15 protein-coding genes are annotated in these 12,920 nt (G+C 69.5%); 6 read left to right on the top strand and 9 right to left on the bottom strand.

Annotation, left to right across the window (positions count from 1 at the left end; genetic code table 11):
• Position 1: 1 nt before the first annotated feature.
• The 4 genes from fdxA to B0I29_RS26060 are packed head-to-tail and all read left to right on the top strand — an operon-like array spanning position 2 to position 3,393.
• Positions 2 to 328: a ferredoxin gene (fdxA, locus tag B0I29_RS26045; protein ID WP_181557980.1), complete on the top strand. Its 327-nt coding sequence runs from the start codon at positions 2 to 4 to the stop codon at positions 326 to 328.
• The gene (gene dapC / locus B0I29_RS26050; protein WP_181557989.1) at positions 325 to 1,422 is read left to right on the top strand and encodes a succinyldiaminopimelate transaminase; all 1,098 of its coding nucleotides are present in this window, start codon (positions 325 to 327) and stop codon (positions 1,420 to 1,422) included. The genes fdxA and dapC overlap by 4 nt, the downstream gene beginning before the upstream one ends.
• 5 nt (positions 1,423 to 1,427) lie before the next feature.
• Positions 1,428 to 2,093, top strand: coding sequence for an SIMPL domain-containing protein (locus B0I29_RS26055; protein ID WP_111651713.1), 666 nt, complete (start codon positions 1,428 to 1,430; stop codon positions 2,091 to 2,093).
• A gap of 34 nt (positions 2,094 to 2,127) precedes the next feature.
• Positions 2,128 to 3,393 (top strand): DUF4407 domain-containing protein, encoded by a 1,266-nt coding sequence (locus B0I29_RS26060; RefSeq protein ID WP_111651714.1) that lies wholly within the window; start codon positions 2,128 to 2,130, stop codon positions 3,391 to 3,393.
• Between the two features lie 492 nt (positions 3,394 to 3,885).
• Here the strand turns inward: B0I29_RS26060 and B0I29_RS26065 are convergent, their stop codons facing one another.
• From B0I29_RS26065 to B0I29_RS26095, 7 genes are all read right to left on the bottom strand, one after another.
• The gene (locus B0I29_RS26065; protein WP_181557981.1) at positions 3,886 to 4,524 is read right to left on the bottom strand and encodes a hypothetical protein; all 639 of its coding nucleotides are present in this window, start codon (positions 4,522 to 4,524) and stop codon (positions 3,886 to 3,888) included.
• 338 nt (positions 4,525 to 4,862) lie between these two features.
• The gene (locus tag B0I29_RS26070) at positions 4,863 to 5,537 is read right to left on the bottom strand and encodes a hypothetical protein (protein ID WP_146616885.1); all 675 of its coding nucleotides are present in this window, start codon (positions 5,535 to 5,537) and stop codon (positions 4,863 to 4,865) included.
• Entirely contained in the window at positions 5,534 to 6,016 is a 483-nt protein-coding gene (locus B0I29_RS45290; RefSeq protein WP_146616886.1) for a hypothetical protein, read from the bottom strand. Before B0I29_RS45290 ends, B0I29_RS26070 begins: the two co-directional genes overlap by 4 nt.
• Before the next feature lie 69 nt (positions 6,017 to 6,085).
• Entirely contained in the window at positions 6,086 to 6,610 is a 525-nt protein-coding gene (locus B0I29_RS26080; RefSeq protein WP_111651717.1) for a hypothetical protein, read from the bottom strand.
• Positions 6,611 to 7,093: 483 nt separating this feature from the next.
• Entirely contained in the window at positions 7,094 to 7,837 is a 744-nt protein-coding gene (locus B0I29_RS26085; RefSeq protein ID WP_111651718.1) for a class I SAM-dependent methyltransferase, read from the bottom strand.
• A 104-nt stretch (positions 7,838 to 7,941) separates the two neighbouring features.
• The gene (locus tag B0I29_RS26090; protein ID WP_245972742.1) at positions 7,942 to 8,994 is read right to left on the bottom strand and encodes a DNA polymerase III subunit beta family protein; all 1,053 of its coding nucleotides are present in this window, start codon (positions 8,992 to 8,994) and stop codon (positions 7,942 to 7,944) included.
• Between the two features lie 35 nt (positions 8,995 to 9,029).
• The gene (locus B0I29_RS26095) at positions 9,030 to 9,629 is read right to left on the bottom strand and encodes a LysE/ArgO family amino acid transporter (RefSeq protein ID WP_111651720.1); all 600 of its coding nucleotides are present in this window, start codon (positions 9,627 to 9,629) and stop codon (positions 9,030 to 9,032) included.
• 71 nt (positions 9,630 to 9,700) lie between these two features.
• Here B0I29_RS26095 and B0I29_RS26100 point away from each other — a divergent pair, with 71 nt between their 5' ends.
• The gene (locus B0I29_RS26100; protein WP_111651721.1) at positions 9,701 to 10,519 is read left to right on the top strand and encodes a LysR family transcriptional regulator ArgP; all 819 of its coding nucleotides are present in this window, start codon (positions 9,701 to 9,703) and stop codon (positions 10,517 to 10,519) included.
• Here the strand turns inward: B0I29_RS26100 and dapD are convergent, their stop codons facing one another.
• Complete coding sequence (gene dapD / locus B0I29_RS26105; RefSeq protein WP_181557982.1) at positions 10,520 to 11,467, bottom strand: 2,3,4,5-tetrahydropyridine-2,6-dicarboxylate N-succinyltransferase; 948 nt, start codon at positions 11,465 to 11,467, stop codon at positions 10,520 to 10,522.
• A 66-nt stretch (positions 11,468 to 11,533) separates the two neighbouring features.
• Here dapD and dapE point away from each other — a divergent pair, with 66 nt between their 5' ends.
• Positions 11,534 to 12,616 carry a succinyl-diaminopimelate desuccinylase gene (dapE, locus tag B0I29_RS26110; RefSeq protein WP_111651722.1) on the top strand — a complete coding sequence of 361 codons (1,083 nt, stop codon included), beginning with the start codon at positions 11,534 to 11,536 and terminating at the stop codon, positions 12,614 to 12,616.
• 30 nt (positions 12,617 to 12,646) lie between these two features.
• Here the strand turns inward: dapE and B0I29_RS26115 are convergent, their stop codons facing one another.
• Positions 12,647 to 12,844: a hypothetical protein gene (locus B0I29_RS26115; protein WP_111651723.1), complete on the bottom strand. Its 198-nt coding sequence runs from the start codon at positions 12,842 to 12,844 to the stop codon at positions 12,647 to 12,649.
• Between the last annotated feature and the right edge of the window lie 76 nt (positions 12,845 to 12,920).

The following is a 12,920-nucleotide window of genomic DNA, read 5'->3' on the forward strand; positions in this document are numbered from 1 at the left end:
CGTGACCTACATCATCGCTGAGCCCTGCGTCGATGTTCTTGACAAGGCATGCATCGAAGAATGCCCTGTCGACTGCATCTACGAGGGCAACCGGATGCTCTACATCCACCCCGATGAGTGTGTCGACTGCGGTGCGTGTGAGCCGGTCTGCCCGGTCGAGGCGATCTTCTACGAGGACGACGTCCCGGACCAGTGGAAGGACTACACCAACGCGAACTACGAGTTCTTCGAGGATCTCGGTTCGCCCGGTGGCGCCTCCAAGGTCGGCAAGATCGACAAGGACACACCGTTCGTGATCTCCCAGCCTCCGCGTGGGGAAGGGCACTGAGCGCTCTGTCGTCGGCCCTGCCGGACTTCCCCTGGGACCTGCTGGAGCCGGCCAAGGCGATCGCCGCGGCGCATCCGGACGGCATCGTGGACCTCTCGGTCGGCACACCTGTCGATCCGGTCCCGGCGTCCGTCCGGCAGGCCCTCGCGGACGCTTCCGACGCGCCCGGTTACCCGCTGACCGCCGGCACCCCGCGGCTGCGCGCCGCGATCGCCGGTTGGCTGGCCCGTGCCTGCGGCGCGTCCGGCGAGCTCGGCGTGCTCCCGACGATCGGCTCGAAAGAGCTGGTGGCCTGGCTGCCGACGCTGCTCGGCGTCGGCCCCGGCGACGTCGTGGTGATCCCGTCCGTCTGCTACCCGACGTACGAGGTGGGCGCCAAGCTGGCCGGCGCCGAGGTGATCCGCGCCGACTCGCTCACCGCGATCGGACCCGATCCACGGGTCAAGCTGATCTGGATCAACTCGCCGTCCAACCCGACCGGCAAGGTGCTCCCCAGGGATCACCTGCGCAAGGTGGTCGACTGGGGGCGTGAGCGCGGCGTCGTCGTGGTGAGCGACGAGTGCTACCTCTCGCTCGGCTGGGAGTCCGACCCGGTCTCGGTGCTGTCCGACGAGGTGACCGGCGGCGACTACACCGGTGTCCTCGCCGTGCACTCGCTCTCCAAACGCTCCAACCTGGCCGGTTACCGCGCCGGGTTCGTCGGCGGCGACCCGGCACTGATCCGTGAGCTGCTGGCGGTCCGCAAGCACGCCGGCATGATCGTGCCGGCGCCGGTGCAGGCGGCCATGGTCGCGGCGCTGGACGACGAGGCCCACGTGACCGAGCAGCGCGCCCGTTACGCGGCGCGCCGCGACATCCTGCGGACGGCGCTCACCAAGGCCGGCTTCGAGATCAGCCATTCGGAAGCGGGGCTGTACCTCTGGTCCACCCGCGACGAGGACTGCTGGGCGACCGTCGACGCGCTGGCCCGCCGGGGCATCCTGGCCGCGCCGGGCGCGTTCTACGGTCCCGCGGCGGCCAAGCACGTGCGGATCGCCCTGACCGCGACCGACGAGCGGGTGGCCGCTGCCGCCGGCCGGCTCGCGGACTGGTGACAGCGATGGCTTCCGGCAGCGCCCCGATCGTGGTGGTTCACGGCGAGGCGCTCCGGGAGGTCCCGCCCGAGCTGGCGGTCTTCTCGGTGACGGTGTCCGCCTCGGACCGCGACAAGACGGCAGTGGTCACCCGCCTGACCCGCCGGGCCTCCGAGGTCAGCGAGCTCCTTGACCGATTCAGCACGTCGATCGAGCGCCGGGAGACCACCGGCGTGCAGGTGAACCCCGACTTCAACCGGCGCGGCGAGCGAGCCCAGCGCTATTCGGGCACCGTGACGACAACGGTCACTGTGTCCGATTTTGACCCGCTCGGCGAGCTGCTTGCGCAGCTCGCCTCGGGCGAGCACACCGCGGTGGCCGGGCCTTGGTGGCAGCTGCGGCCAGGCGGTCGGCCAGGAGCTGAGGTACGCCGGGAGGCGGTCACCGACGCACTGGAGCGAGCCCATGAGTACGCCGATGCCGTCGGCGCCCGGGTGGACCGGATCGTCGAGATCGCCGACGCCGAAGCGGGCGGCGGCGGGCACCCGATGATGATGCGAGCGGCCTCCTTCGAGATGGCCGACGAGGGCTTCACGCTCTTCCCGCAGGCGCAGACCGTGTCGGCCCGGGTCCGGCTCACGGTCACCATCACCGAGCCGTCCGTGCTGGGGAGCGATCCCGCCGTTTCCTGAACGGTCCGACGGCCTTTCGGCAAGACTCGACCGCATGCGCACGGGCCTCGGCCACCTGCTGCTGCGGGTGGCGAACGTGAATCCGCGAAGCGTGACCACACATTCGGATCGCGTCCTGTACCGCTCGATCGCCGTCTTCATCATTCTCTACTTCATCTATGCGACCGCCGGCGGCGCCGCGTTCGTCGACGCCAGCACCGGGTACGCGCACCCCTGGTATCAGTGGCTGATCGGCCCGCTGGTGGCGATCGGGGTGGTGGCGTACGACCGCAGTGTGGTGGGCCGGGTCGCGGTCAACTACGAGCGGCTCGACTCGCCCGATCCGCGGCACCTGCTGCGGCCGCCGACTCTCGGGCTCTACCTGGGCCGGGTCGGACTGGCGCTGCTGTTCGCCGTGGTGATCACCGAGCCGTTGATGCTGGCCCGGTACCGAGGTGAGATCGACGCCCGGCTCGCCACGGTCCACGGTGCTCAGATGGAGCGGCTGGACGCGGATGGGCCGGTGGGCGCGTACACGGCCCGCCTCGCCGAGCTGCGCCGGGACACCGCGCGCGAGGACACCGAGGTACGGGTGCTGACCGACCGGGCCGCCGGGAAACGCGACGACGCCCAGCTGCTGTACCGCCAGGCGCTCGCCGACGCGGGCGGGCGCGGCGTGACCCGCAGTCCGGGCTGCCCGCGCGGCGGGTACTGCCACCAGCTGGTGCAACGCTCCCGTCGATTGGACGACCAGGCGCTCGCGCTGGACCGGCAGGCGGCCGCACTGCAGAAGCAGCAGCGGACGGCTCGGGCGCAGCGGGCCGCCGAGCAGGTGCGGCTCAGTGAACAGATCAGCGCGGAGCAGGCGGCGAATGCGGCTGTGGTGCGGGGGGACTCGGGGTTCGGTGCGCGTACGGCTGCGATGTGGAATTTGATCTTGGCCGACTTCTGGGGAGTCGGCGTCTTCTACTTCGGCATCGCGCTGCTGCTCGTGGCGCTGGACTGTGCGGCGGTCGCGCTGAAGTTCGTGTCCCGGGGCAACGCCTACGAGCGGTCCGAGGCGCGTGCGGCACGGCTGCGCGAGCACGAGGCGTCATTGATCCACGAGCGGGAGATCCACGACGCCCGAACTTACGGCGACGCCACCGCGAAGGTGATCGCCGACGGCATCGAGGCGGCCAGCCACGACGACGGCCTGGTCCAGGCCGCGACCGAGCACGCGCGAATCGTGCTGCACACAGCGGTGGTGGTCGACCCGTCCACGCTGGAGAACCCGGTTACGCGCGAAGCCCCGGCGACCCGGCCCCGCATCAACGCCTGAACCGACCGGGTGGCGTAGCTCGGAGGCGCGGCGATGGCCGCCGGCAGCATCGCGCCCGCCCCGGCCAGGTTTTGCCGCCCGCCCCAGCCAGGTTTTGCCGCGCGTCCAGCCAGGTTTGCCGCGCGCCCAGCCCCGTCGCAGATCTTGAGCGATTTCGACGGCAGGGTGTGCAACATCGCTCAAGGTCCGGTGATGGGCCGCCTCGCACTGTCGCCCAGTTACCGATCTTGTCGAGTTGAGCGGCACTCGAGTTTTGCCATTCTGTGAATCGGCAGCGGGTTCGGGCGGCGTGGCGGCTCCCGTAGCGAGGCGTTGTGCAGATCTTGTGCGGTTCGGCCACCCGACCGACCGCATCCGCACGAGTTTCGGGTGGCCGCCCGCGGGTGGTGTGTCGATTTCGGGTGAGCCGCGAGCAATCTCGGTGGCAGGTGCTCTCAGCGCGGATGACAGCAGTGACGCCCAGCCGGACTGGATCTTGGAATCCGCCAGGGATCAGGGGCGGATGGCCTCGGCACGCATCGGGACGCTGTAGGACGCGCCCTTGCACGCGGCCTGGCCGCCGGCCCGCACCGACAGCGCGCCGTTCAGCACGAACGCCCCGACGGTGTTGCGCGGGATCTCCCAGGAGACCGGGAAGACGTCCTTGCTGATCCGCACCCGGGGCGCCGAACAGCCGGCGTCGCGGTGCGTGTCGTCGGCCATCGCGCGCCCGGCGCCCGGCCGGATCGCGGTGATCCGGATCGGCACCGGGTGCTGGTTGGTCACCGTGACGGTGAGATCGCCGGAGGGATCGTTCGGGTCCGAGGTGCCGTTCAGCGCCATCGCGAACGTGACACCGGCCGTGACCGAGTGCGCCGCGGTCGGCTCGTCCGGCTGATTGAACCGCCAGTACGCCCAGGCCGCACCGGCGTTCGCGAGCAGCGCGGCGACCGCGGCGGCGGTGAGGATCATCCGGGCCCGCCGGTCGAACCTCCGCCGGGGTGTGCCGGGGCGGTGCACCTCCCACGTCGGTTCCTCGTGGTCGGCCGGTTCCAGCTCGATGTTCGCCCGCGGCGGCTTGCCGTCGCCGGCCGCACGGTGGGGCCGGGCGCCGCCCTCATGAAGGTTCGTCAGAACGTCGCGCCGATTCACGGGGCAGCCTTCGCGGCGGCAGCCGCCGGTGGTTCGCTCACGTGGGACATAGCGGCTCGCTCCTCCTCGAAGGCCGGTGGGAAAAACGCCGTGTTCGGCGCTCATACAACGTTCCCCGATAGAGATGTCCGATGTGATCGGTTTTCCGTTTGCCCTTCCAGTGCATAAATCGGACAGGTATGCCTATACGGTTTAACCCGCCCGAGTGATGACATCGTGCTACTCCACTGCCTCCGGCCTGCGACGACGCGCCCCTGTAACCGCCCCACCCAGCCCGAACACCCGCATAGCGAGCGACCGCCGCTGACTCAAATCAGCGGCGGTCGGTGGACGGGAGCTCACCCGGCGGATTCGGCCGGAACCTCCGGTGACGGCGACGTCTCGACGGTCGCTTCGGGGCTGCTGGTCACCGGCGCCGGCGACGGGGAGGACGCGATCGGCGCCGGTGAGACTGTGGGTTCGGTGGTTTCGGCCGGGGCCGCCGCGGTCGGCTGGGTGGTCACCGTCTCGACGCGGGCCTCTTCGACCGGGACCGCCACCGCGGTCTTCTTCTTCACCTTCGGCGCTAGCGGCGTGTCCACGCTGGGCGTACCGAGCTGGACGGGCTTGCTGTGCGGGCTCAGCGGCCCGGTCCAATGCGTGCCGGCCACGGCGTGCACCAGGTAAACGATCTTCTGTTTCGCCGGAGCCTTCTCATCCGCGCAGGTCAGCTTGCCCGTCGGAGCCGTGCAGGCCACCGCATCAGGCTTGTCGTCGATCCGCCGGGTGACGACATAACCGCCGACCGGCCGCCCCGACTCGAAGGTGACTTCGGTCCACGAGATGCGCGGAACACCCTTCGCGGGCACCTCGACACCGGGCTTGCCCACCTCCGGCATCCGCTCGGCGCGCGCGGTCGTCCGGCCGGAGCTGCCGCCGACGTTCCAATCCGCCCAGGCCGCGAGGCCGGCACCCGCAGCGAGGGTGCCGGCCACACCAGCCACGAGAATCGCCATCGTTGATCGCCGTTTCATCGGCCGGCCTTCCTGGCACTCGCGGTGATCCGCAGCCGGAACGTCGTGCGCTGACAGTCATCGGCCACCGAATTCGGCATCCGCAGCTCGAACTCACCCGCCGCCTTCTTCTTCCCCGCCGGCACAGTCAGCGGCAGCTTCCCGAGATGCTGCCCGACCTGCAAATTCGCCGCGATCACCCGGCAGCTCCGCTTCGAGGTCGACGCGAGCCGAGCCTCAAGCGACCGAACCTCGATCGGAAACGGATAAGGATTGGTCACGGTCAGCTTCGTGCGCTTCCGCGCACCGGGATAAAGATCCTTCACAGGGGTCGAGCTCACATCGAACGTGAGAGCCGAGTGCTGCGAGACCTCCTCAGACCCAACCCCTTCAGTACGCGAACCGACCGCCACCCAGGCACAGACAACCGCCGTGACGCCGGCAAGCAGCCACCGTGGCGCTTTCACAAATCGAAGGTCACGACGCATCGGCGCATCCATTCAGCGTGAGCGGTTTTCGACAGTGTGGGGAGAGCGTGGCTTGACGCTCTCCCCACAGGAACGTCAGCGTCAGGGAGTCGTGACGGTGTCGGCCTGGTCGACGCTCTCAATGGACTTGACGTTGTCGCTCGCAGCGCTCTCCGCGGTGAGCGTGGTCGTGAAGCTGAAGGTGGCTTCCTGACACGCGTTCGGAGCGTCTGCGGCCATCCGCACTGATGCGGGGATGACGATGTCCTTCGTCTTCTCGCCGAGGACCGTGGCGTCGAGAAGCGGCACCTTCGGCGAGACTGTTGAGGTCAGTACGATGCCCGTGCAGCCCGCCTTTTCGGTCTTGAAGTTGGTGAACGTGACACCGGTGACCTTGGCCGGGAACTTGTTTGGATTTGTGACCTTCAGGGTCACGTTGCTGGTGCTGCCCGGCACGAGAGCATCGATCGCGGTTCCGGTGACGGTCAGCTGGGCGGCTTTGCCTGCGGTTGCCGAGGCCGAACCGGACCCGTTCAGCAACCAAGCAGCATAGGCCGCGCCCGCCCCGCTGACGGCGATGACGCCGGCGGCGACTACGGCTACGGAACGCTTGGTGAACTTGCGCATGGGATGTTCCTCCTGGAACGGATCAGCTTTGCGCTCGATAACCCCGCACCGAGTCGCGGGAGCGACCAACTCGGGGTGAGCGTCGTTATTCGGGTGTTCCGGGAGCCGTTCAGGCATCCCGGTGCTGGGACAAAGATGACGGAACGCCCTGAACGCCGCGATAGGCCATATCGACCGCCTCTAGGTGCAAATCGGCTGCCAGGCCAGACCGATCCGCTTACCCCGCAAGCGTGACGAATTCGTTCAGGTCGTTCCCAGCGAACCCTCAGCTAGATCCACCGGTGTCGGTGCGACCAGCGAGGCGGGTGGTGAGCACAGACTGGCTGAGGCATCAAGCCGGGCCGTGGGGAACCAACGCCGAAACGCCTCCGAATCGGCCTTTGGGCAGCGCGAAACGTGAAGCGATTGTGTAAAAGAAAAGATATTTTCCCGGTGGCAAACACCAAAGGATTAACGCCGCATCCCCTGAAAGAGGCTTGCGGCTTACGCCTCTGTCGGCCGCTCGGCCTGGACGAGGAATCGGTGCGCTCGCGCCGTGAACTCGCCCCGGGCGCGGATCGTGGCGCCGAGGCGGGCCAGCGCTCGTTCGTACCGCTGGGTGGAGAAGTCGCGGATCTGCCAGGGCACCGTGCGCAGCTGATGGACCACCGCGGTGATGTCGCGGAAGACCATCGGCGGGTGCTCCTCGCGGACGTCGGTGACGCGCAACCCGGCAGCCCGCAGGGAATTCACCGCGACCTCGGCGTCCCACCGCCGCGGATGCGGTGGCGGGGCGCCGAGCTCGACGTTCAGATCAGCGAGGTCGTCGCTGCCCACCTGCTGGGTGAGCACGACGCCGCCGGGCTTGAGCAGGCGGGCGATGTCCGGTGACGGCAGCCGGCCGTGCCGGCTGAGCACCAGGTCGAACTCGTTCTCCCCGGCGGGCAGCTCGGTGTGCACCGGGACGCCGAACGGGCTGAGGCGGGCGGCCGCGGCCGGGGTGTTGCGGGCCCAGCTCTCCACCGCGACGGTGTGCGCCGGCAGGGGCGCCAGCTCGGCGAGCAGCTCGCCGCCGCCGGTGTCCAGGTCGAGCACGCTGGCGGACCGGCGCACCAGAGGGCGGGCCAGTTCCGGGTATGACCAGGACGGCTCGGACTCCACGGCCAGGCCGTCCAGCCAGGCGAACTCCCACCCGGTCATGGACGCGCCGGTAGCCGCGGCGTTGAGTTCGTCCTCCCGGTTGCGCACGTGACGAAAAGTAGCCGGACCTCGGGCCGATGAGCGACTTGATCACGGCTCCCATGCGGTACCGGTGCCGGACTGTGTCTGAACGGTTACCAGGGAAGGCGTACCTAGGGGCGAACGGGCATCAGCAGGGAAAATCGGGTGTCGTCCCCCGGAATTCGCACGGCGAGCGGCAGCAGCGGTCCGTCCAGCTCCAGCACGAGCTGCCCGGGTCCACCAGCGTCGATGGCCTGCAGCAGGAACTCGCGGTTCACCGCGACAAGCGCGTCGGCATTCGCCTCCCACTCGCTCTGGGTGACCAGGCGCAGGCTCCCTGCCTGGTCCAGGCCGATCACCGAGACCGGGTACGCGTGACCGTCGTGCTCCTTCGGCACCACCGGGGCCGCCGCCAACTGCTCCCGCAGGACAGCCGTGTCGACGGGGATCTGCCGGGTCCGCTCGCCGGCCACCGGGATGAGGCGCTGGTAATCGGGGAAGTCCATGTCGATCGGCTTGCCCTCGACGACCGTGTCGCCGGCCTGTGCCCGTACCCGGTCGGCGGTCAGGTCCAGGGTGACCGGCCCGGCCGGCAGGCCGCCGAGGCTGTCCGCCAGGTCCAGCGGGAGGAACAGCCGGGTCGGCGATCCCTCGACCTCGGCCGGTACCGAGGCGACGGCGAGCCGGTAACGGTCGGTCGTGACCAGCGTCAGCAGGGCGTCGCCGGTCTCGAAGAGCACACCGGCCGGGATCGGGTCGGTGGCCTCCGCCCCGGCGAAACGGACCGCGTCGAGGGCGGCGGACAGGGCGGTCGCGGGCAGGGTGATCCGGGTCATCAGGTTCTCCTCCAGGTCGAGCAGCGCGTGCAGACGAAGGAGCTCACGACGGGCGTCGGCGAGACCGGCCTCCAATCGGGCCGAGTGGGCGTCCAGCTTCGCGCGTACCGAAGCGGGGTCGGGAAGGTCTTGGACCGCTTGCGCGATGTCCGCGACCGGCATGCCCACTCGCCGCAGGCCGGCGATGAGCCGGGCCGCTTTGATCTGACCGGCGGTGTACCGGCGATAGCCGGTGGCCGGATCCACGACGGCCGGGACCAGTACGCCCGCGCCGTCGTAGTAGCGCAGCGCGCTGACGCTCAAACCGCTCGCCCGCGCCGCCTCGCCGATGCCTCGTGTGTCGCTCACGTCGTCAGACCTTGCTGTCTCGACCTGCTGGAGAGTCAAGCTTGCAGGATCAGCGTGATTCCCAGGGTCGCCATCACGACGGCGATCAGGCCGTCGAGCACCCGCCAGGCGGACGGGCGGGCCAGCAGCGGAGCCAGTCGCTGCGCGCCGACGCCGAGCGCGACGAACCAGAGCAGGCTGGCGGCGGCCGCGCCGAGCCCGAAGAACCAGCGATGCGGGTGCTGCTGGGCGATCGAGCCGAGCAGCAGCACGGTGTCCAGGTAGACGTGCGGGTTGAGGTAGGTGAGCGCCAGGCAGGTGAGCAGCGTCGCGCGGAGCGTGGCCGGCGGTTTCCCGGCGACTTCGAGGCGCTGCGGGCGCAGGGCGCGGCGCGCGGCCAGCACGGCGTAACCGAGGAGGAAGGCCGCGCCGAACCAGCGGATCGCGGTGACCAGACCGGGCTGTGCGTTGATCACCGCGCCGAGGCCGGCGATGCCCGCCAGGATCAGCGCGAGGTCGGAGAAGGCGCAGGTCAGGACCACCGGGAGGACGTGCTCGCGACGCAGTCCCTGGCGCAGGACGAACGCGTTCTGGGCGCCGATGGCGAGGATGAGCACGGCGGAGGCGGCGAAACCGGCCAGTGCGGAGGTGAGCATGGGTGTGACGCTATTTTTGTCTTGTGAATCAGTCCAGCTAAAGATTTTGACGATGCATTAGCGTTGCTAACGTGGATCAGGTTCAGCTCGCTACTTTTCAGGCTGTCGTCGAGCAGGGCAGCTTCGAGGCGGCCGCGCGGGCGCTGCACGTCACCCCGTCGGCGGTCAGCCAGCGGATCAAGGCACTCGAGTCGTCGGTCGGCCAGGTTTTGGTACGCCGAGGCAAACCCTGCGTCGCGACCACTGCCGGGCAGGCGCTGGTCCGGTTCGCCGGGCAGGTCGCGCTGCTGGAGCAGGAGGCGCTCGGGCAGGCCCGGGACGGCAGCCGGCTCTCCGTGGTGGTCAACGCGGACTCGCTGAACACCTGGTTCCTGCCGGTGCTGACGGCCGTGCCGGACGTCCGGTTCGAGCTGCACATCGATGATCAGGATCACTCGGCCGAGTTGCTGCGAACCGGGCAGGCGATGGCGGCGGTGACAGCGGATCGGGTGGCGGTGCAGGGATGCCGGGTGGAGGGGCTCGGGGTGATGCGATATCTGGCGGTGGCCTCGCCTTTTTCCCGGGTGGTGGATCTTGGAACTTCGCCGGTCGTCGTCTACAACCGGAAGGACGAGCTCCAGCAGCGGTTTCTGGGTTCGCGATCGTTGCCGCCGGCTCACTACGTGCCGGCTGCGGCGTCGTTCGAGGAGGCGATCCGGCAGGGGCTCGGCTGGGGGATGATGCCGGAGCAGCACGCGCTCCCGGATCTCGCGGCGGGCCGGCTGGTCGAGGTCGAGCCGGGGCGGTTCCTGGACGTGCCGCTGTACTGGCAGCGCTGGAAGATCGAGTCCCCGGTCCTGGAGACACTGACGGCCGCCGTTCGCACGGCGGCCGCAGTCTTGCGTGGGTGATCAGTCGTTGGCGTGCAGCGCGCTGTTCAGCTCGATGCCGGTGCCCTTGCGCGGCTTCGCCTCCAGAGCGCCGGAGACCGAGTTGCGCCAGAACAGGAGATTGTTCACACCGGACAGCTCGATGGCCTTCACCACACGGCCGTCGGGCAGCGTGACCTTCGACGCGGCGGTCACGTAGACGCCGGCCTCGACCACGCAGTCGTCGCCGAGCGAGATGCCGACACCCGCGTTAGCGCCGAGCAGGCTGCGCTCGCCGATGCGGACCTTCTCCTTACCGCCGCCGGAGAGGGTGCCCATGATCGACGAACCGCCGCCGATGTCCGAGCCGTCGCCGACCACCACGCCCTGCACGATCCGGCCCTCGACCATCGAGGTACCGAGCGTGCCGGCGTTGAAGTTGACGAATCCCTCCTGCATGATCGTCGTGCCGGAGGCCAGGTGGGCGCCGAGGCGTACCCGGTCGGCGTCGGCGATCCGGACGCCCGAGGGCACCACGTAATCGGTCATCCGCGGGAACTTGTCCACGCCGTACACGCTCAGCTGGCGGCCGGCGGCGCGCTCCAGGAAGCGCAGCTCGTCGACCCGCTCCGGCGGGCACGGGCCGGCCGTGGTCCAGGCCACGTTCGCCAGCTTGCCGAAGACGCCGTCCAGGTTCAGAGCGTTCGGCTGGACCAGCCGGTGCGAGAGCAGGTGCAGGCGAAGGTACGCGTCCGAGGCGTCGGTGATCGGGTCGGCGAGCGACTTGATCACCGTACGGACCTCGACCGTGGAGAGGCCGGGGAGCAGTTTCGGGCCGGTCAGCCCGGCCGGCAGCGCCGGAACGTCGGCGGGCTCCTCGCCCAGGCCCAGATATCCGCCCGGGAACCAGGTGTCGAGCACCAGTCCCTCAGCGGTCACGGTGGCGAGGCCGATGCCCCAGGCGGGCGAGGTCGAGATCGCGGTTTCCACGACGCGAACCCTACCGGACCGTAACGAGGCAACGGCGGGCTCGTGGCACCCCGGTATGGTGCGCACATGGCCAACCCGCTTACCCCGGACGTGCTGGTGGACCCGGTCGTGCTCACCCGCACGCTGGTCGACATCGAGTCCGTGTCCCGTGACGAGAAGGTGATCGCCAACTGCGTGGAGGACGCCCTCCGCCAGGTCGATCACCTGAACGTCAAACGGCTCGGAAACACGGTGATGGCGCGTACCAAACTGGGGCGGGAGCAGCGGGTCATCCTCGCCGGCCACCTCGACACGGTCCCGATCAACGACAACTGGCCGTCCACTGTCGTCGACGACCTGATCTACGGCTGCGGCACCTCGGACATGAAGTCGGGCGTCGCCCTCGCCCTGCACCTGGCCGCCACCCTGCCCGACCCCGAGTACGACATCACCTATCTCTTCTACGAGGCCGAGGAGATCGAGTCCGAGTTCAACGGGCTCAACCTGGTCGCCGAGGCGCACCCGAAATGGCTCCAGGCCGACTTCGCGGTGCTGCTCGAACCGACGTACGGGGTGGTCGAGGCGGGCTGCCAGGGAACGATGCGGGTGAGGTTGCACACCCATGGTCGCCGGGCGCACACCGCGCGGGCCTGGCGCGGCACCAACGCGATCCACGCGCTGGGCGAGGTGCTGCGGCGCCTCGACCGGTACCAGGCGCGGACCGTGACGATCGACGGCTGCACGTACCGGGAAGGGCTGAGCGCGGTCCGGATCGGCGGCGGCATCGCCGGCAACGTCGTACCGGACGAGGCCTGGACCGAGATCAACCTGCGCTTCGCCCCGGACCGCAGCGAGAAGCAGGCGCTCGAACACCTGCACGAGGTCTTCGACGGTTACGAGCTGGAGGTCACCGACTCGGCGCCGGGCGCGCTGCCCGGCCTGACCGCCGCGCCGGCCCGCGACTTCCTGCTGGCGGTCGGCGAGGAGCCCGCCGCGAAGCTCGGCTGGACCGACGTGGCCCGGTTCGCGGCGCTCGGCATCCCGGCACTCAATTACGGCCCGGGCGACCCGGCGCTGGCGCACGCACCGGACGAGCACGTCGAGATCGGCAAGATCCGGGACGGCGCGGCAACGCTGTACCGCTGGCTGGCACCGTCCTCGGACATCTGAGCGCTCGGTAGATCTAGGCGTTCCGTAGGTCTAGGCGCTCTGTATCGCCACGCGGCCGACGGCGCGCTGGGGTAGCAGTGCCGGTGGCGGTATCTCCATCGTGGTCTCGAGGTCGACGGTGGGTTCGGGCTCCCGTGCCGCGAAAGCCATCCGCCGTTCCTCCACCACCAGGCGGATCCGGCGCTGCATGGCACGGTGCATCTTGAGGCGCTCGTAACGGTTCGTCACGGTGGCTGCTCCTTCGCCGGGCACCCGGTGTCAAACCGGGCACCGTGCCTGCCGTGTGGACGAGGTCGGTAACAGT

Origin of the sequence: Actinoplanes lutulentus, assembly GCF_003259845.1 — a bacterium.
Lineage (GTDB): Bacteria > Actinomycetota > Actinomycetes > Mycobacteriales > Micromonosporaceae > Actinoplanes > Actinoplanes lutulentus.